We start from the raw sequence: 17772 nt of genomic DNA, 5'->3' as shown, positions 1-17772 counted from the left end.
GTCGGACGCCGAGAACCGCGGGGTTATCTTCAGTCCGCGAACTCGCTCGCGTGTTTCCCGGCCTGATAGCCGAAAACAACGTTCGGCCCGAGCGTGGCGCCCGCACCGGCGTATCCCATTCCCATCACGTGGGCCGTGCTGTTCGACGCGGCGTACAATCCGTCGATCGGATCGGCGTCGACGTCGAGAACCGTTCCGTCCGACCGCGTGATCAGTCCGCCTTTCGTCCCGATGATGCCGCTGTGGACCTCGACGGCGTAGAAGGGCGGTTCGTTCAGGGGCGCCAGGTTCGGATGGTCGGTGTCGGGGTCGCCGACGAAATTGTCGTACGCGGTCTCGCCGCGACCGAATGCCGGATCGACGCCCTCGCGGGCGTGCTCGTTGAACGCCTCGACGGTCGCCTCGAGGCCGTCGGGATCGACATCGAGTTCCACGGCTAGGTCCCGCAGCGTCTCGCCCTCGGCGACCCAGTCAGGAGCTTCTTCGCCCGGCGCTACCGTGAGGAGGCTGTACTGTTCCCGATAGCCGCTGTCGACCACGAGATAGGCGGGCAGATTCTCGTACTCGTACGTCTCCGGATCGAACGTGTGGAATCGCTTTCCGAGATCGTGGTAGTTGCCGGCCTCGTTACAGAAGCGCTCGCCGTCCTCGTTGACCATGATCGACCCGGGAAGTGTTCGACCCCAGACCATGCTGTACAGCGGCGAGCCGTCCTCCCAGCGCTGGCCGGGCACGTGCGCCGTCGGGAACCACCACGCCTCGTTGGTGTTGCCGAGGTCGGCGCCGACGTCCATCCCCAGTTTGATGCCGTCGCCTTCGACCTGCGGCGGCGTGGCCGGTCCGGTGACCGGCCCACGGAGGAAGTTCTCGCGCATGTCCTCGTCCCAGTCCATCCCGCCGGCGGCGATGACGACGGCTCCGGCGCGGACGAACGTCTCCTCCTCGTCGACCGCCGCGACCACGCCGACGACCTCGCCGTCGTCGACGACGAGTTCGCGGGCCGGGGCCTCCGTTTCGAACGCCACGCCCGCGTCCAGACAGGCCTCGTAGAGGCCGGCGACCAGCGCCTCGCCGGTGGCGAGCAGGTCCGCCTCGTTTCGCCGCTCGAGTTCGTCGAAGTCGGCGACGGTGGCGAACTTCGCGTGGCCTCCGGCCTCGTAGATCTCGCTGGCGGGGACGGGGAACGTGTGGTGGGGATCGTCCCGGATGTCGTCGAGGTTCTCACCGAGGCGCGTCCCGTCGTACAGCGTCGGCTCGATCATGTTCCCCTCGTCGCTCGCTTCCTCCCAGTCCGTGTGGTAATCGGGATAGCCGGCGAACTGGAACTCGAGGGCCGTCTCGGACTCGACGAAGTCGACGACGTCGGGGGCGAGTTCCACGAACGTCTCGATCAGTTCGTCGTCGACTCGCTCGCCGGCGCACCGTCGGATGTAGGCGTGAATCTGCTCGGCCGGTTGTTCGCCGGCTTCTTCGAGGACCGGTCTGCTGTTCGGCAACCAGAGGCCCCCACCGGAGACGGCGGTCGTGCCGCCGATGGATGCCGCTTTTTCCAGAACCAGTATGTCTTCCGACTCGGCTGCGAGTGCGGCGACGAGACCCGCACCGCCGGAACCGACGATCACGACGTCGGCTTCTCGATCCCACTCCTCTGGGCTATTCGCTACCATGATGTTCGATAATGTGTACCACTGGCATAAATTTGTCCTCCGAACCGTCTCGCTGCCGGATCAGGCCGAAACACGTCGATTGTACGCGCCCACTGCGATCTCTCGTTCGACCCTGCTCGGACAAATTCTCACGTACTCTAAATTAACTTTATCACTGCACGACACGCAGTCGGGGACGTCTGTCGAACAATGGTAGTCCAAGACAAAGTGGCAGTCATTACCGGCGCAGCGTCTGGAATCGGCCGCAAGACAGCGTGTCGCTACGCAGAGCACGGCGCGTCGGTCGTCGTCGCGGACGTCGACGCCGAGGGGGGAGCGGAGACAGTCGAGCGCATCTCGGACGACGGTGGCGAAGCGACGTTCGTCGAGACGGACGTCACGGACCCCACCGAGGTCCGTACCGCGATCGAAACCGCCGTCGACGAGTACGGTGATCTCGACGTCCTCTTCAACAACGCCGGTATCGAGGGATCCCTGAACGAACTGGCCGAGTGGGACGACGAGGCGATCGAGCCGGTCATCGACGTCAACCTCAAAGGCGTCTTTTACGGGTTGAAGTACGGTATCGAGGCGATGCTAGCCACCGGCGGCGGGTCGATCATCAACACCTCTTCGGTCGGGGCCGCGACCGGAATCAACGGTCGGTCGATGTACTGTGCGACGAAAGCGGGAGTGAACGGACTGACGCGGACCGCCGCCGTCGAGTACGCCGAAGACGACATCAGGGTGAACTCGGTCCTTCCCGGGACGACCGACACGCCGATGATCCGTCGGTCCGACCAGGAACGCGACACCGACCGACTCCAACTGAACACGAGCGATGCGATGGAGGGACGAGGTCAACCGCGACACCTCGCCGACGCGGTGCTCTTCCTCGGCTCCGACCTGTCAGCTCGAGTGACCGGCGTCGAGTTACCCGTCGACGGTGGGTTCCTCGCCGGGCCGTAGTACTCGTTTGCACCGTCGCTCGACTGCTATCTGGTCGCTGAGATTCCGGGTCCCGATCGCAGTATCGCCCACTACAGAGCCATGAACCCGCCGTCGATCTGGAACAGTCCTCCCGTCGCAAACGACGCTTCCTCAGACAGGAGCCACGCGACCGCGTTCCCGATCTCCATCGGTTCTCCCATGCGACCCACGGGTGCCATCTGGACGAACTGCTCGAACTCCTCGGGGTTCTCCTCGCGGAATCGATTGGACACTGGCGTGTCGATGACACCGGGTGCGACAGCATTGACTCGGATTCCTTCCTGAGCGTACTCCACGGCAGCGGTGCGGGTGAGTCCGAGAATTCCGTGTTTGGTCGCGACGTACGGGGCATCTCCGGCTCCCGTTTGGCCGGAGATCGACGAGGTGTTGACGATCGCGCCTTCGCCGTCGCCCTCCAGCATTGCCGGAATCTCGTGTTTCATACAGAGCCAGACGCCCTTCATGTTCGTGTCGACGACCCGATCCCAGTTCGCTTTGGTGTGCTCGGCGGTCGTCGCGCTCTCGCCCTCGATGCCGGCGTTGTTGTGCGCCAACTCGAGCGAGCCGAACTCGTCGACGGTCGCCTTGACCATTCGCTCAACGTCCGCTTCGTCCGAGACGTCCGTTTCGATGAAGCGTGCGACGCCTTCGTCGTCTTCGATGCGTGCGACTGTTTCCTCACCGCCCTCGATATCGATGTCGACGACGGCAACGTTCGCGCCCTCCGCCGCCAGTCGCTCGGCCGTCGCTCGGCCGATACCGGACGCCGCTCCGGTCACTATCGCTGTCTTCCCGTCGATGTTGTACGACATGCGCTCTATATGACGTGTTGCCCTCGCATAAAACCACGTCTCGATATCACATGGCACAGTATCGATTTCAGCGTATCGCTTCGTTAGCGCGTTCGAGCCAGCGCCTTCGGGTGCATCTCGTCCGGGTCCTCAGTACGGGTCTTCCCGAAGAGTGGAGGTGAAACCGATTCTGCCATCGTCGCCGGACTCGATGCTGTACTTCACGACGCGTCGCACCCACTGTACGCATCCAATCTCCACGTACCCGAATCTTCGGATCGAACTAGACGTGATAGTTGGTCGTATCGTACGTCACGTCCATGTCCAGTTTCTCGATCATCCACTTTCCGTTGACGCGTCGATACTTGTCTTCGTACCAGCCCAGAACGTGGCCGTCGTCGCCGTCCGGCGTCACGTAAAACACGATCATGTACCATCGTCCGGTCGCCTCGTCTCCGTTGATCGATAGTTCGGGCATCTGCACTGTGTGCATGCTGAACTCGTAGGCGACGTTCTCGCACCAATATGCCGCCACCTCCTCGCCGCCGTGACACGTCCCGCCGCGGTAGTTCACGACCGCATCGTCGGTGAAGATCTCGGTCGCCTCTTCGTAGTTCCCGTAATCGATCGCTCGAGCGTACGCACCACGGAGCTCGTGAATCTCGAGTCTGTCTCGAACCGCCTGCTCGGCTGAGCACATAGGTGGACATCTACTGAGTGCGGCATAAATGCACTGGACGGCAGGATTCCCGTGATCCGTACTCGATGCGCAGACCGTGCTGTCGTTCTAACTTCAGGGTGAGTACGGCGACTATGAAGAGGAACGCGCCCCGTTAGCAAGGGATCCGGGCTGTCTCCTCACGAGCGGCACAGGTAACCTAGAGTGTTCATACCTCGTCTGAACCACTTGTCCTTGAACGCTTCCAAGGATCGTGCCGTCGGGAGGATCGATCTCGAGCAGGCGGTTCGAGATAGCGAGCGAGGGTTCGAATCCGGTATTTTAGCGGAGACGAATCACGACGTCTCGTACGTCGACGAGGTGAACCCGCTCGACGATCACATGTCGTCCAACGGTCAGCCGTATTGGCGCCGTGATCGACGTTGTTGACTGACGGACTCCCATCGCTCGAGTCCGTTCTCGAGAAACGGCCGGGCGTCCCTGCCGCTACTCGGAGTCGTCAGCGGGGCGTCGTTCTACGACGAAGACGTTGGACAGGGAGAGGACTGTCTCGCCGTCCCGGGTGACCGTCGTCAGGGACACGTCGGCCTCGCCCCACGACGGATCGGACGGCGACGGCGATTTCTCGAGTCCCTCGATTCGAACCGACAGCGTATCGCCGGGGTAGACCGCGTTCGGAAAGCGGACCTCGTCCAGTCCGCGTCCGGCGACAAGGGCGATGTCGTCCAGAAAGTCGTCGGTGTACAGTCGCATCGAAGCGCACATCGTGTGCAACCCGCTCGCGACGATCCCGCCGAATATCGACCGCTGCGCCGCGGCTTCGTCCACGTGAAACGGCTGCGGATCGAATCGTTCGGCGAACTCGACGATCTCGTCTCTGGTCAGCGTTCGGCTGCCGCACGTCCGCGTCGCGCCGGGCTCGAGGTCTTCGTAGTACTTCGGCATCGGTCACCGTCTACACCGTCGAGACGAATCGGTGTTCCGGTTCGTACGGGACGAAAGGGGCGGAAAACGCGATGTGACTCTACCGCTTGACGCGGTCAGAATCAGCCCGGGAATCCGAGACGACGAACCGTAGGGTTCGTCACAGACGGGAACTGTCGACGGATCTCGATCACTCGACGATGTCCGCACCGCCGACGGTCATTCGGATGATGATGCAGGTCGAGGACGCGGACCGGTACGACGTGAACTATCCGGCGATTTCCAATGGCTACTAGAACATGCCGGAGCGGATCGACTCGAAGTTCGCGAACGGCTGGTCGCTGACCGAGGACCTCGGGATTGAAGACGGGGACGACTCCTTCGCGTTCCACAGCTGCAAGTACGACGTCATTATCTGTTCGGGCTATCGGGTCAGTCCGGAGGAGCTGAAAGAGAAATTATCGACTCACGAGGCGGTTGCCGACGCCGACCTCATCGGCGTCCCCGACGAGACTCGCGGGAAGGTTCCGAAGGCGTTCGTTCTCCTCGCGTCCGACTCGCTGCGAGAACGGCCACAGGAGTATATCAAGGACCGACTGGCCCAACTGATGAATGCTACCGCCCGGCATATTTAAGTGAGGATGTGATATTTATTACCATGGGGGTTATAGCGAACGATGCATGGAGTTCAACTTTGACCTTGGGGTGCCTGACCAGGAGTCGTTCATACAACAAACGAAGCAGTTGAATGTCGGAGATCTCCTCCGGAAGGCCACTCGGATGTATTCCGATCGAGTTCTCGTTAGCGAGCCCGGGCGAGATGTGACCTACGAAGAGTTCAACGAGCGGGTAAACTCGCTCGCAAATGCCCTTCTCGAGCGGGGATACGAAAAGGGAGAGGCAAAAGTGGCCGTCCTCTCTGAAAACCGCGGCGAGTTCCTCGAACCCATCTTCGCAGGTGCAAAGCTCGGCTACCTCGTCCCTGCACTCAATTGGCGTCTCGAGCGAGAGGAACTCATTCACTGCGCCGAACTCGTTGACCCCGACGCGCTCATCGTCTCTGACAGATATCGGGAGAAGGCCGGTTGGATCGAAGAGGAGATGGACGAGCCGCCGGAGATCATTCACCTCGACGGTGGTGACGGTGATTTGGAGTACGAGACGCTCATCGACGACGGATCGACGGACGAACCCGCACCCGACTATGACGTCGACCCCGAACAGGGGCTGGTAGTGCTCTACACGTCCGGGACGACCGGTCTCCCGAAAGGTGTGGTTATCAGTCATCGGGCGTGGCTCGCTCGCGGCTACACGTACGTTATCGACTGGGAGATGCAGGAGGGTGACGGGTGGCTCGGATGGGGGCCGATGTTCCACATCATCGCGGTCGACGCGATGCCCGGGGTGCTGACGCTGGGCGGAACCTACTATCCGACGGACGGCTTCGATACCGAACGTATCGTCGACATTCTGCTCGAAGACGGTGGCGGTATCGGCTGGCTCTATCTGCTTCCTGGCGTGATCAACGACTTCCTCGACTACATCGAGGAAAACGATGTCGACGTGGACGAGATGCGCGATATCCGAGCGATCGGTGCTCTCGTCGATTTAGTCGACCCGAAGAAAGTAAAGCGCGTCACTGAAATGTTCGATATGCCCTTCAAGAACTCCTACGGAGCGACTGAAGACGCGAACGTCCTCAGTGCTGGAAATGATATCCCGGTCGGCGTCCTTCCCGATGACGACGACCTCGCGAAAGCCGAATCGTCCTTCGTCGATCTGAAGCTGATCGATGAGGAGTGGAACGAGGTCGAAGGTCGCGGTGAGCTCGCAGCGCGCGGCCCGACGCTGTCCAGCGGTTACATCAACAATCCCGAAGCGAACCGAGAGGATTTCAACGACGGGTGGTTCCGAACGGGCGATATATTCGTCTACAACGAAGAGGACGGCACTTACAGCTTCGTCAACCGACGAAAGTATCTGATCAAGAGCGGCGGGGAGAATATCTATCCCGCTGAAATCGAAAAAGTCCTCCTGCAACACCAGGAAATCGAAAACGCAACTGTCGTCCGGGTCTCTGACGAGAAATGGGGTGAGGTGCCGCGAGCAGTCGTCAGCACGTATAATCCGGAGCAAGTCACTACTGACGAACTGATGGAAATGCTTCGGAACGAAATCGCGAATTACAAGCTACCGCACTACGTCGAAATCGTCCATCCCGACGACCTCCCTCGTTCAGCGACCGGGAAAATCGTTCGCGAAGAGGTCGAAGACTGGGAGCCCGACGAGGAGAATCGAGTTCGGGAAGTGTAACCGATCACCTCACCGTTCTCATTGCTACTCGCTGCGCTCACCGCTCCTCCGCTGTCTTCCTCACTCGACGCCTCTGTCCGGCGATGCTGTCGTCTGTACGATGAACGCTGTACCATTCGGTGTCAGCCCTCGTTCCGAAGCGGACGCCTTCGAGATCTGGTCCGCTGAGCGTCTCTCTATACTCACCCCGACGAGTGGTCGATTACGGACGGCTGAACGCACTCGAGAGCGGAAAAGATGAGATCAGTCCCGCTACGAATTGCTAGCCAAAAACCCGCCCTCTACCGGCAACGTTACGCCAGTAACGCGGGACGCGAGATCTGACGTGAGAAAGAGGACCGCGTTCGCGATCTCTCGAGGGTCGGAAAAGCCGTCCATCGGTTCGTACGCGAGGAACTCCTCTTCCATCTCTGGCTCCTCTTCGATAATGTTCTGAACCATCTGCGTGTTGACGAGGCCCGGTGCGACGGCATTTGCCCGGATCCCTTGGTCAGCGTATTCGACGGCTGCCGTTTTGGTCATGAGACTTACGCCAGCCTTCGTAGCCCCGTAGCCGCTGTACCCTTCGACAGCGTTCACACCGCCGATCGACGACGTACTGACGATTGATCCACCGCCGTCCTCGAGCATCGCGCTGATACCGTATTTCATGCCGAGAAAGACCCCTTTGAGATTGACGTCGACGACCTGGTCGAAGCCGTCTACGTCGTATTCGGCGATTTCCGTGTGCGGGCCGTCGATGCCGGCGTTATTGTAAAGCACGTCGAGGCCACCGTATTCCTCGACGGCAGTATCGATCATGTTCTGTACGTCGTCTTGGTCGGCGACGTTGGTCTCGACGAACGTCGCCGTGCCACCGTCGTCTTCGATCGCTTCGACCGTCTCGTTGCCACCGTCGACGTCCACGTCGGCAACCACGACGTTCGCTCCGTGCTCGGCGAATACCTTGGCAGTTGCTCGCCCGATTCCGGATGCTGCGCCAGTGATAACCGTCGATTTGTCTTCAGCTAGTTTCATGTCGCAGCCCGATCTTTAACCCGAAGACATATTAAATGTCTCCGTTAATTGTGATAAATGTGGGCAGAAATCAACTCGGGGCGGTCGTGGCGGCACGAATGGGAGTAGAGCAGCGGTAACATCGGAACTCGCTTTGCGGGTGCACGGTCGAAGCCACGTGGCCGGAACCACGTACTGAACCGTCCGCTCTGTTCATTCCTTCTCTAAAAATAAAGAATATTTATAATATCGTAAAGCTATTTATCCGTGGCATACGTTACCGTACTTGCATTATGAAGGAAATCGACAACCCCACCGCCGTATTGTCGGTATCGAACGTCATGTCCGCGTACGCGCGCCGAATGGATAAACACGACCTCGATGGACTCCTCGAGTTACTCCATGAGGACTGTGCAATCGACTACGGAGACTTCGGCTACTACGACGGGAAGGAGGAGGTAACCGAGTTCCTCGAGGGATACATCGAAGGCGAAACGGGAATCGTTGACTCTATTCATCTGACTGCTAATCCGCACATCGAGGTCGATGGCGATACAGCGACGGGGCGATGGCACTATCTCGGCCTGGACACGCTCGAGGATATGGGTGCCGTCTGGCTCGTCGGATTTTATACGGTAGAGTTCGGCCGCGAGGGAGACGATTGGCTCATAACCGAACTCACGTACGATGCGAAGTATTTCAGCCCCTACGACGACGGTTGGGCCGAGGAACCGATGGCGATCTGACCCCAATCGTTAACGGCCGACCGAATTCGAGGTGCATATCGAGTCAACGAAGGTACGACGCCACTGAGGATACTGGCCGACGTCGGTTCGTTTCGGCCAGTGACGGTCTACAGACTTACCCACGGCGGGATCTGCAACTCGCCGCTCCGAACGGTATCGGGGTAGAGCCCGATCTGCCGACCCTCGCCATCGACTTCCTGCCACTGCATGACTGGCGGATGGACGTATTCCTCGCCGAACTGAGGCGTGTGCGGGAGTTCACCGTCCTCGCCGTACCAGTCGAGCGTGCCGGTCGATCCCTCGAGCGTCATCTCTTCGATGGTCGAAACGACCTCGTCAATGTCCGTCGTCTCCGCCTCCTTCACCGCTTCGGCCCACGTCAGAATCGCGTCGTACTGCGTGTACGACTGGGCGTGAGGCGGGGCCGCCCCGTCGAACATCGATCTGTGGTCTTCGATGAGCTGGCTGGTCGTCTCAGTGACCTCGAGCCCCGGAGCGGCACCGCCGATGTACGACCAGACGTATTCGACCTCGCCGCTCGTGTTCTCCCACCGGTCCGGATTCGAGGAGAAGACGTCCCCGCCGCCGAACATGTAGTTCGGCTGGCGCTGGGCCCACTGACTCATGAGGGCGGAGCCGCCCTGGGAGACGAACCCGACCATCATCTGGATGTCGTTCTGTTCGCCCTGGTCGAGGATCGGACTGAAATCGCTCGTGTCCGACGAGAACCGCTCTTCGAAGTGGACGTTGACGGAACTCGGAAGGCCGGCAGCGAATTCCTCGAGGACCGGATCGAATCCGTCGACGTCCTCGGCCGCGATGCCGACCTCCGTAATACCCAGATCCTCGAAATGTGACGCGGCGTAGTTCGCCGTCGCCCGACCCAGGTACCCCCCGTGAATGCCGCGGAACCAGTACTTGTAGTCGTCGTAGTTCTCCATCGGACGATCCGGCGCGGAGCCACCGGTTAGGTGGATGGTTTCGAACTCGGGTACCTCGTCGAAGATCGCCGTTCCGACCTCGGTCGAGTAGATTCCCGTCGTTACGTCGACGCTCTCGTCGAGAATCAGTTCCCGGTAGCCGTCGCGAGCGGTCGCCGGATCGAACTCGGTGTCCCGAGTGACCAGTTCGACTTCTTCACCGAGGAGTCCACCGTCTGCGTTGAGATTCTCGACTAGCACTTCGGTCGTCTGCTTCATCCCGGTCCCGGCCGGGTGATCGCCGGGCAGTCCGAAGAGGCCGCCGATCGTGATACCGTCGCTACTTCCGCCGCCGCCACCGAGGCAACCCGCCGTTGCTGCCAATGCACTCGCGCCGGACGCCGTGAGGAACGATCGTCGGTCGATATCGGGCCGTCTCCCAGCGGTTCTCGAGCCTCTTTTGCCACTATCTACCATGACGGTCTGTAACATAGGCGAGGGCATATATAAATCATGGGTCGCTCGCTGGTAGCGACCACTGACATCGGATAGCCACGGAGCGACGTTCCGCGGCGAGTCATCGCTATCGCTTTCGGAAGCGCTTCGGGCCGCTCGAGAGGACTTCGAATCGGTCCGTGACCGTCAGCGTTTCCCAGGCTCGGACTCACTCGGTGAGGTATCGTCGTTTCTGTCAAGTGGTTCTCGATTTCCGTCCTGATCGTATTCATCTAGCCGTGGCACAGGAGTGGTCAGTGATCCACGTCTGTACTATCATTCGATTTAACCGAATACTCGCCGCAGGCGACGGGAGGCGTTATCCTGACCGATACTACTATGTATTCTGCGTTGGCATTGTAACACATGGTCGATGTAGGACTGTTAGCCATAAACGCGCTTACGCTAAGTGCGCTATATGCGCTGATAGCGATCGGGTTCACGATGATATTCGGTGTCGCGGACATACTGAATATCGCGCACGGAGCGGCGATAATCATCGGCGGATTCTCGGCGTACTACGTCTACAACTCGCTCGGCCTCAGTATCTGGGTCGGGGTCCTCGCAGCGTTGGTGCTTCCGGCGCTCTTCAGCGTCGCCGTGTACAAACTCCTCGTCAAGCCGGTCGAGGACGACGAAATCTTCGTCGTGATCGTCACGCTGGTCGTGCTCCTGATCGTCGAGTACTTCTTCCGTTTCGTAGAAGGCACGACGTCTCGATCCCTCCCGCTGCTCCTCTCGGGGCGGACTACGGTCGGGCCGATCACTGCTCAGAACAATTCGATCCTCCTCTTCGTGATCTCGTGGATCGCGATCATCGCGCTGTTCCTGCTGATAAACCGGACGTGGATCGGCAGGGGAATCGAGGGGCTCAGCATGTCCGAGCGCGGCGCGTCGCTGGTCGGTGTCGACCACGAGCGCACGACGATCTACACATACGCGATCGCGGGAGCGCTCGCCGGATTGGGCGGGCTGTTTTTCGGGATCACGCAAGGGGTTCAGTACAATATGGGCCTCGAGCCTCTCTTGACCGCGTTCGCCATCGTCATTCTCGGCGGGATGGGGTCGATCAAGGGAAGCGTTATCGGCGCGTACATCGTCGGAACGCTCGAGACAGTTACGATAACGATGATCAGTCCACGCATGACGGGTATGACGGCGCTGGTAGTACTGTTCCTGATCCTCATCGTCCGCCCGCACGGCCTCATGGGTCGGCCGGGGGAGGAGTGATCATGTCCAACGAATCCAGTCTCGCGGAACGAGTGACGGAGCGATTGTCGATAGCTACCCTCACCGGGCTGCCGATCCGATACTACATCGCGGTACTGGCGTTCATCTCCCTTGCACTGTTCCCGTCCGTGTTCCCGGTGTTGACCGTTCTGCAAATGGTCGCCGCGCTCTACTTTGTGATGTTCGTGATCAGTTGGGACTTCGTCTCCGGATACACGGGGCAGGTCAGTTTCGGTCACACGCTGTTCTTCGCCATCGGGGGGTACGCGACGACGCTCCTCAACCTCGAGTACGGCGTCGCTCCGGCCGTCGGCGTCGTCGTCGGCGTCGCTCTGGCGGCGATCGCGGGACTCCTGCTATCGCTCCCGGCGCTCCGGATCGAGGGGCACTACCTCGCTCTGTTCACCCTTCTGCCGCCGCTGATCCTGTTGCAGGTCTTCCAGATGTATCGCGACACGTTCGGCGGTTCGCAGGGGCTTCGAAACGCCGAGCCGCTGATCGACGCGGGTGACTTCGTCGCGACGGCGAACGCGAGCTATTACCTCACGCTCGCCGCGTTCGTCCTCGTCTTCGGCGTCACGTGGGTCATTACGCGGTCCGATACCGGGGCGATCTTCACGGCGGTCAAAGAGAGCGAAGACGCCGTCACTAGCGTCGGGATCAATCCGAACAAGTTCAAGGTCTACGCGTTCGTCGTGAGCGCCGCGATCGGCGGGTTCGCCGGGGCCCTCTTCGTCCACACGCCCGCCGGAAGCGCGTCTCCGTCCCAGCTGCTGGAACTGAGCGTTATGATCGAGATCCTGCTGGCCGGTATCATCGGCGGATTCGGGACGATCACCGGTGCCGTCGTCGGCGGCTTCCTCATCTACTGGGGGCTCGAGTGGTTCAGCAGACTCGATTGGACGATTCCCGTGATCGACGTGACCGTCGGTTCGATACACAACCTGCTATTCTTCACCCTGTTGTTGCTGATGCTCCTGTACCTCTCGGAGGGGCTGGTCCCGTGGCTGACGGAGAAGGGGACGCAGTTACGCACGCGCAACCGGGACGATGAACCGAATGCCGTGGCGGACGGCGGTCGAACGTCGGAGAATCGGACGCTACACCGGTGCTACGAGAGTTGCGTCGAACTACTCGATCAGTTCACAAACGACGACCGATGACTACAGAGACCACACAGCAGATGGACGAACGATCCGCACAGTCAGAGGAGACGGTACTGCAGGTAGAGCACCTGACCAAGAAGTTCGGCGGTCTGGTCGCCGTCGACGACCTCTCGTTCGCCGTCCGGAACGAGGAGATACTCGGATTTATCGGCCCGAACGGGGCCGGCAAATCGACGACGTTCAACTGCATTTTCGGGACGTATTCGCCGACTAGCGGAACGGTCACGTTCAACGGCGACGACGTCACTGGGCTGCCGCCGTACAAAATGGTGAAACGGGGAATGGCGAGAACGTTCCAGACGTTTCGGCCGCTCCCCGACCGCGACGTGCTCGCGAATGTGGAACTCGCCGGCGTGTCGGACAGCCTGTTCACGCTCTCCGGGCTGTTCGGCCAGTCCTCCTCGAACGCCGAAGCGGTGTGTCGACGCGTCGGTCTCGAGGACGACCTGCACAAGATGCCGAGCGAGTTGCCCCACGAAGGAATGATTCGGCTGGAGGTCGCCAGAGCGCTCGCGACCGAACCGAGCTTCCTCCTCATCGACGAGCCGTTCGCCGGCCTCTCCAGCGGCGAGATCGAGAGCCTCTCGAGGCTGTTCAGGGAACTTCGCGACGACGGAACGACGCTGATCATCGTGGATCACAACATGCGAGGGCTGTTGGAACTCATCGACCGGGCTGTCGTCATCAACTTCGGCTCGAAGATCGCCGAGGGGAGTCCGGAGGAGATCATCGCCGACGAGACCGTCCAGGAGGCCTACCTGGGGGGTGAAGAGATATGAGCGAACAGGCGCTCCCCGACCGTGACCGCGAGACAGACGGTCGGATTCTCGAGGCGAGTTCGCTGTCGGTTTCCTACGGACAGGTGTCGGCGCTTCGCGACGTCAATCTGACGGTCCGCGAGGGAGAGATCGCCTCGATCATCGGCCCGAACGGCGCCGGGAAGACCACCTTCGCGGACACCGTCGCGGGCCACCTCCCGTACGACGGGTCGATCACGTACGACGGGCGGGAAGTGGCCGACGTGAAACGATCGACGCTGGTCGAACGGGGAATGATCTACTGCACCGAGAAGCGGGATCTGTTCCCCTTCATGGACGTCGAAGAGAACCTCCGGTTAGGAGCGTACCGGAGTCGAGATTCCCTGGAGGAGAACCTCGAGTTCGTCTACGACGTCTTCCCGAAACTTGAGGAGCGCAGGGACCAGGAAGCGCGGACGATGTCCGGCGGCGAACAGCAGATGCTCGCCCTCGGCCGGGGCTTGATGGGCGATCCGGAACTGCTGATCCTCGACGAACCGACGATCGGGCTCGCGCCCGTCATCATCGACGACATCAGCGACGCCTTCGAACCGATTCTGGACCGCGGCGTCACCGTCCTCCTGACCGAACAGAACGCGACCTTCGCGCTCAACCACGCGGACACGATCCACCTCCTCGAAAACGGCCGGGTCGTCAAATCAGGGGCGGCCGACGAGATGAAAGGCGACGACTACATCCGCGAGACGTACCTCGGCGGGTAACGATCGAGCGCAGTCGGTCCGACCGACGCCCCGTACGGGCGTGTTTCCTCGTTCTGCCGGATTCCTCGAGATTCTGCGTCCGAGCGTAACGTTTAATCCCCTGACGAGCGACATCGATGACTATGCAGTCTCGGTACCAATTGGCGCACGAAGAGACGTTGTACAGTCGGTCGCGTAGCCACAGCGGACAACCGTTACCGATCGCCGCGAGCGGCGTTCGGTTCTCGAGCGCGCCGCCGCGGAGGGATCGCTGATGGCCGATCTGGAAGCGGTCGGCGCGGAACTCGAGACGATCGACGTCTCCGTCGGCGACGACGTCGAAAACTGCGTCACCGTGACGTTCGACCGGCCGGACGCTCGGAACGCGATGAACCAGCGACTCCGCGACGAGTTCGCCCTCCTCGTCGATCGGATCGAGGAGTCGGACGCTCGCGTCGTCGTGCTCACCGGCTCGGACGAGTCTCACTCGTTCGTCTCCGGCGCCGACGTCGGCGATCTGCAAGAGCGGACGGCGCTCGAACAGCGCGAACGGAGCAAGCGCCCTCGGATCTACGAACGGGTCAAGAACCTCAGGCAGCCGGTCATCGCTCGCGTCAACGGGTACGCGTTCGGCGGTGGCTGCGAGCTCGCGATGGCGTGTGACGTCCGCATCGCCCGCGCGGACGTGAAGTTCGGCCTGCCGGAGGTCTCGCTCGGGCTCATTCCCGGCGGCGGCGGCACGCAGCGACTCCCCCGTCTGATCGGCGAGGGGCAAGCGATGCGAATGATCCTCTCGGGCGACCCGATCGACGCGACCGAAGCGCGGGAGCTCGGACTCGTCGATATCGTCTGCGAACCGGACGAACTCGACGACGAAGTCGCCGATCTCGCCTCGTCGATCGCCGATCGCAGCCCGGTCGCCCTCGAGTTCGCGAAGCGCGCGGTGAAAGCCAGCTCGCAGCTCGGCCTCGAGGACGGGATCGACTACGAGGCCGAACTGTTCGCGCAGGTGCTCGCCTCAGAGGACAGCAGCGAAGGGATCAGCGCGTTCCTCGAGGACCGAGAGCCGGAGTGGAACGGCCGCTGAGGTCGCCTGCGCCATCGAGTGTCGGCTAGGTGAACCGTGAGCTATATGGCGCTGTCCCGGGAATGTGCGATTGATTCTCACGAGTCATGACCACAGTACGCACACTCGACGTTCAGATCGGACCCGACACGTATCCCGCGATCGAACGAACGGTCCTCGACGCCGTCGCCGACGGCGAATCGCCGCCGACGATCATGCAGTGGACGTTCGACTCCGATCTGTTCCTCGAGATCGGTCCCGTCGAAGACGCGGCGCTCATCGACCGCGAGCGCGCCGCGGAGTACGGCGTCGATTACGGCCGCAGATTTAACGTCAGCGGCGGGACGGGATTCTTCCGCGACGATCACACGCCCGTGTTGTACGCGTTCTTCCCGGACCGAGGCGAACGGACGATGTCCGAATACATCGACCTCGCCGGCGAGGCGATGGCCGGCGCGCTTCGCGACGCCGGCATCGAGAACGCCACGTATCGGGACGGGGGCGACGTCGAGCTAGTCCCGGAAGACGACGGACAGCTGCTCAAGATCGGTGTTTCCGGAGCGGGCTACCAGGACGGCGTCTGGGGCGTCTTCGCCAACGTCATCTACCGGAGTTACGGCCCCGACGAGTTCGAGATCATCGACGACGTCCTCCGGCTTCCGAAGGAGAAGTTCGAGGACAAGGACACCGACAGCGCGGAGGGGCGGATGACGTCGATCGAGGAGGTCGCTCCCGACCTCGACCTCGAGGCGGTGATCGACGCGGCGACGGAGAATCTCGCGTTGCTGGCGGGCGGCGACCCCGAACCGGGATCGCTCACCGACGAAGAGCGGCAGACAATCGAGGACCACCGCGAGTTCTACGGTTCCGAGGAGTGGTTCGAACGGTACTCGACGCAGCGCCTCATCGACGAGGCCGACCCCGACGATCGGGTCGCCGAGGTCGCGTACAAAGGCCGGAAACTGATCAAAGCCAGCGTTCGCGTCGACCCGTCCGACGAGATCGTCGCCGTGCAGTACACCGGCGACATGTTCCACCGGCCCGGGTTCGACGCCGTCGAGCGGCTCAACGAGGCGGTGGCCGGCCGCGACATCGGCGACGACGACGCCCTCTTGAACGCGGTCGAAACCGTATACGATGACGACGATATCGAAATTCCGTGGCTTCCCCCCGAGGACTTCGTACAGCCCCTCCGCCGCGCCAGGTCGAATCTCGTTCCCGCCGACGAGTTCCGGCGGGAGTGACGCGGCTCTCGTCGACGAGCCCCTGAACCGGACGCGAGACGAGGGCCACCGACTGCGCCGTCGCGTCCGGGGCGCGGTCGCTGCGATCGCGGTGCGACACGATCGGCTTCCAGACGGCGATCAGTTCCCGCCGGAGACGACCGAAGAGCGAAACCGGTAAACGGTGTGGTACCGTCCCACAGTATTTTATCCGGTTGTGTAGTTATACACGACTATGGTCTCAACCGACCAATCAGTCGCACTGATAACGGGCGCCGGTTCGGGAATCGGCCGAACGACCGCGATCGAGTTCGCTGACCGCGGAACGAGCGTCGTCATCGCGGATCTGGACGTCGAGGGCGGCGAGGAAACGGTCGCGACGATCGAGGACGACGGCGGCGACGCGATCTTCGTCGAGGCGGATGTGACCGATCTGGAATCGGCGCAAGCGATGGTCGACACCGCCGTCGAGGAGTACGGACGTCTCGACTGCGCGTTCAACAACGCCGGTATCGGCGGCGAACAGGTTCCGGTAGACGAGTACCCGGCGGAGAGCTGGCAACGCGTCATTGACGTAAATCTAGCGGGCGTCTTCAACTGCATGAAAGCCGAAATCAGCCGCATGCGGGAACAGGAGTCGGGCGGTGCGATCGTGAACAACTCCTCGGTCCTCGGAAAGGTCGGGTTCGAAACCTCCTCGGCGTACGCCGCGGCCAAGCACGGCGTATTGGGGCTCACGAAAAGCGCCGCCCTCGAGAACGGCGAAACCGGCGTTCGGATCAACAGCGTCTGCCCCGGCTTCATCGAGACGCCACTGCTCGAGGAGAACATGACCGAGGAGGAGCGCGACCAGATCGCGGGTATGCACGCGATGAATCGACTCGGGACGCCCGAAGAGGTCGCGAACGCCGTAGTGTGGCTGTGTAGCGACGAAGCGTCGTTCGTCACCGGAGAGGCGTTCGGCGTCGAGGGTGGCTATCTCAGTCGCTAGTCGTACGAACGGGTTCCTCGGCGAGAACGGACGAGCCTTCTGCAGGCGGTTCGACCGTCGCTCTGCGGCGTTGTCGTTTTTCTACCGCGGTACTACCG

17 protein-coding genes are annotated in these 17772 nt (G+C 61.5%); 11 read left to right on the top strand and 6 right to left on the bottom strand.

Translation table 11 applies throughout. The features are described 5' to 3' along the window. Window positions 1-29: 29 nt before the first annotated feature. Window positions 30-1667 carry an FAD-binding protein gene (locus HTUR_RS18830; protein ID WP_012944922.1) on the bottom strand — a complete coding sequence of 546 codons (1638 nt, stop codon included), beginning with the start codon at window positions 1665-1667 and terminating at the stop codon, window positions 30-32. Window positions 1668-1856: 189 nt separating this feature from the next. Here HTUR_RS18830 and HTUR_RS18825 point away from each other — a divergent pair, with 189 nt between their 5' ends. Then, the gene (locus tag HTUR_RS18825) at window positions 1857-2615 is read left to right on the top strand and encodes an SDR family NAD(P)-dependent oxidoreductase (protein ID WP_012944921.1); all 759 of its coding nucleotides are present in this window, start codon (window positions 1857-1859) and stop codon (window positions 2613-2615) included. A 71-nt stretch (window positions 2616-2686) separates the two neighbouring features. Here HTUR_RS18825 and HTUR_RS18820 read toward each other — a convergent pair whose 3' ends face one another. The 3 genes from HTUR_RS18820 to HTUR_RS18805 form a co-directional block, all read right to left on the bottom strand. Then, complete coding sequence (locus tag HTUR_RS18820) at window positions 2687-3448, bottom strand: glucose 1-dehydrogenase (protein ID WP_012944920.1); 762 nt, start codon at window positions 3446-3448, stop codon at window positions 2687-2689. A 262-nt stretch (window positions 3449-3710) separates the two neighbouring features. Beyond that, complete coding sequence (locus tag HTUR_RS18815) at window positions 3711-4127, bottom strand: nuclear transport factor 2 family protein (RefSeq protein ID WP_012944919.1); 417 nt, start codon at window positions 4125-4127, stop codon at window positions 3711-3713. Window positions 4128-4592: 465 nt separating this feature from the next. Further along, entirely contained in the window at window positions 4593-5051 is a 459-nt protein-coding gene (locus HTUR_RS18805; protein ID WP_012944918.1) for a MaoC family dehydratase, read from the bottom strand. A gap of 278 nt (window positions 5052-5329) precedes the next feature. On the opposite strand from HTUR_RS18805, the gene HTUR_RS18800 reads away from it, so the two are divergent. Further along, window positions 5330-5665, top strand: coding sequence for an AMP-binding enzyme (locus HTUR_RS18800; protein ID WP_049941940.1), 336 nt, complete (start codon window positions 5330-5332; stop codon window positions 5663-5665). A 46-nt stretch (window positions 5666-5711) separates the two neighbouring features. Further along, on the top strand, window positions 5712-7343 hold the full coding sequence (locus HTUR_RS18795) for a class I adenylate-forming enzyme family protein (RefSeq protein ID WP_012944917.1): 1632 nt from the start codon (window positions 5712-5714) through the stop codon (window positions 7341-7343). 252 nt (window positions 7344-7595) lie between these two features. Here HTUR_RS18795 and HTUR_RS18790 read toward each other — a convergent pair whose 3' ends face one another. Further along, entirely contained in the window at window positions 7596-8360 is a 765-nt protein-coding gene (locus HTUR_RS18790; protein WP_012944916.1) for an SDR family NAD(P)-dependent oxidoreductase, read from the bottom strand. 272 nt (window positions 8361-8632) lie between these two features. Between HTUR_RS18790 and HTUR_RS18785 the strand changes: the two genes are divergently transcribed. Continuing rightward, a complete protein-coding gene (locus tag HTUR_RS18785) occupies window positions 8633-9085 on the top strand; it encodes a nuclear transport factor 2 family protein (protein ID WP_012944915.1) in 453 nt (150 codons plus the stop codon). Window positions 9086-9192: 107 nt separating this feature from the next. Here the strand turns inward: HTUR_RS18785 and HTUR_RS18780 are convergent, their stop codons facing one another. After that, entirely contained in the window at window positions 9193-10389 is a 1197-nt protein-coding gene (locus tag HTUR_RS18780; RefSeq protein WP_049941938.1) for an ABC transporter substrate-binding protein, read from the bottom strand. Between the two features lie 477 nt (window positions 10390-10866). Here HTUR_RS18780 and HTUR_RS18775 point away from each other — a divergent pair, with 477 nt between their 5' ends. From HTUR_RS18775 to HTUR_RS18745, 7 genes are all read left to right on the top strand, one after another. Next, window positions 10867-11730 carry a branched-chain amino acid ABC transporter permease gene (locus HTUR_RS18775; protein WP_012944913.1) on the top strand — a complete coding sequence of 288 codons (864 nt, stop codon included), beginning with the start codon at window positions 10867-10869 and terminating at the stop codon, window positions 11728-11730. A gap of 2 nt (window positions 11731-11732) precedes the next feature. Continuing rightward, window positions 11733-12893 (top strand): branched-chain amino acid ABC transporter permease, encoded by a 1161-nt coding sequence (locus tag HTUR_RS18770; protein ID WP_012944912.1) that lies wholly within the window; start codon window positions 11733-11735, stop codon window positions 12891-12893. After that, window positions 12890-13675, top strand: a complete 786-nt coding sequence (locus HTUR_RS18765) for an ABC transporter ATP-binding protein (protein WP_012944911.1) — start codon at window positions 12890-12892, stop codon at window positions 13673-13675. The genes HTUR_RS18770 and HTUR_RS18765 overlap by 4 nt, the downstream gene beginning before the upstream one ends. Continuing rightward, entirely contained in the window at window positions 13672-14415 is a 744-nt protein-coding gene (locus tag HTUR_RS18760; RefSeq protein WP_012944910.1) for an ABC transporter ATP-binding protein, read from the top strand. Before HTUR_RS18765 ends, HTUR_RS18760 begins: the two co-directional genes overlap by 4 nt. A 253-nt stretch (window positions 14416-14668) precedes the next feature. Next, window positions 14669-15481, top strand: coding sequence for an enoyl-CoA hydratase/isomerase family protein (locus HTUR_RS18755; RefSeq protein ID WP_012944909.1), 813 nt, complete (start codon window positions 14669-14671; stop codon window positions 15479-15481). A gap of 86 nt (window positions 15482-15567) precedes the next feature. Further along, entirely contained in the window at window positions 15568-16704 is a 1137-nt protein-coding gene (locus HTUR_RS18750; RefSeq protein ID WP_012944908.1) for a lipoate--protein ligase family protein, read from the top strand. Between the two features lie 214 nt (window positions 16705-16918). Next, the gene (locus HTUR_RS18745) at window positions 16919-17674 is read left to right on the top strand and encodes an SDR family NAD(P)-dependent oxidoreductase (protein WP_012944907.1); all 756 of its coding nucleotides are present in this window, start codon (window positions 16919-16921) and stop codon (window positions 17672-17674) included. The last annotated feature ends 98 nt before the right edge of the window (window positions 17675-17772 follow it).

The organism is Haloterrigena turkmenica DSM 5511, assembly GCF_000025325.1.
GTDB lineage: Archaea > Halobacteriota > Halobacteria > Halobacteriales > Natrialbaceae > Haloterrigena > Haloterrigena turkmenica.
Note: the sequence above shows the minus strand (reverse complement) of the source record. Positions and strands in the feature narration are given on the sequence as shown.

What these genes read in the sequence shown, in the direction of transcription:
- HTUR_RS18805 (WP_012944918.1), bottom strand. Translation starts at nt 5,051, where the DNA reads ATGCCGAAGTACTACGAAGACCTCGAGCCCGGCGCGACGCGGACGTGC.
- HTUR_RS18760 (WP_012944910.1), top strand. Translation starts at nt 13,672, where the DNA reads ATGAGCGAACAGGCGCTCCCCGACCGTGACCGCGAGACAGACGGTCGG.
- HTUR_RS18750 (WP_012944908.1), top strand. Translation starts at nt 15,568, where the DNA reads ATGACCACAGTACGCACACTCGACGTTCAGATCGGACCCGACACGTAT.
- HTUR_RS18815 (WP_012944919.1), bottom strand. Translation starts at nt 4,127, where the DNA reads ATGTGCTCAGCCGAGCAGGCGGTTCGAGACAGACTCGAGATTCACGAG.
- HTUR_RS18800 (WP_049941940.1), top strand. Translation starts at nt 5,330, where the DNA reads ATGCCGGAGCGGATCGACTCGAAGTTCGCGAACGGCTGGTCGCTGACC.
- HTUR_RS18790 (WP_012944916.1), bottom strand. Translation starts at nt 8,360, where the DNA reads ATGAAACTAGCTGAAGACAAATCGACGGTTATCACTGGCGCAGCATCC.
- HTUR_RS18755 (WP_012944909.1), top strand. Translation starts at nt 14,669, where the DNA reads ATGGCCGATCTGGAAGCGGTCGGCGCGGAACTCGAGACGATCGACGTC.
- HTUR_RS18795 (WP_012944917.1), top strand. Translation starts at nt 5,712, where the DNA reads ATGGAGTTCAACTTTGACCTTGGGGTGCCTGACCAGGAGTCGTTCATA.
- HTUR_RS18785 (WP_012944915.1), top strand. Translation starts at nt 8,633, where the DNA reads ATGAAGGAAATCGACAACCCCACCGCCGTATTGTCGGTATCGAACGTC.
- HTUR_RS18820 (WP_012944920.1), bottom strand. Translation starts at nt 3,448, where the DNA reads ATGTCGTACAACATCGACGGGAAGACAGCGATAGTGACCGGAGCGGCG.
- HTUR_RS18765 (WP_012944911.1), top strand. Translation starts at nt 12,890, where the DNA reads ATGACTACAGAGACCACACAGCAGATGGACGAACGATCCGCACAGTCA.
- HTUR_RS18775 (WP_012944913.1), top strand. Translation starts at nt 10,867, where the DNA reads ATGGTCGATGTAGGACTGTTAGCCATAAACGCGCTTACGCTAAGTGCG.
- HTUR_RS18745 (WP_012944907.1), top strand. Translation starts at nt 16,919, where the DNA reads ATGGTCTCAACCGACCAATCAGTCGCACTGATAACGGGCGCCGGTTCG.
- HTUR_RS18825 (WP_012944921.1), top strand. Translation starts at nt 1,857, where the DNA reads ATGGTAGTCCAAGACAAAGTGGCAGTCATTACCGGCGCAGCGTCTGGA.
- HTUR_RS18830 (WP_012944922.1), bottom strand. Translation starts at nt 1,667, where the DNA reads ATGGTAGCGAATAGCCCAGAGGAGTGGGATCGAGAAGCCGACGTCGTG.
- HTUR_RS18770 (WP_012944912.1), top strand. Translation starts at nt 11,733, where the DNA reads ATGTCCAACGAATCCAGTCTCGCGGAACGAGTGACGGAGCGATTGTCG.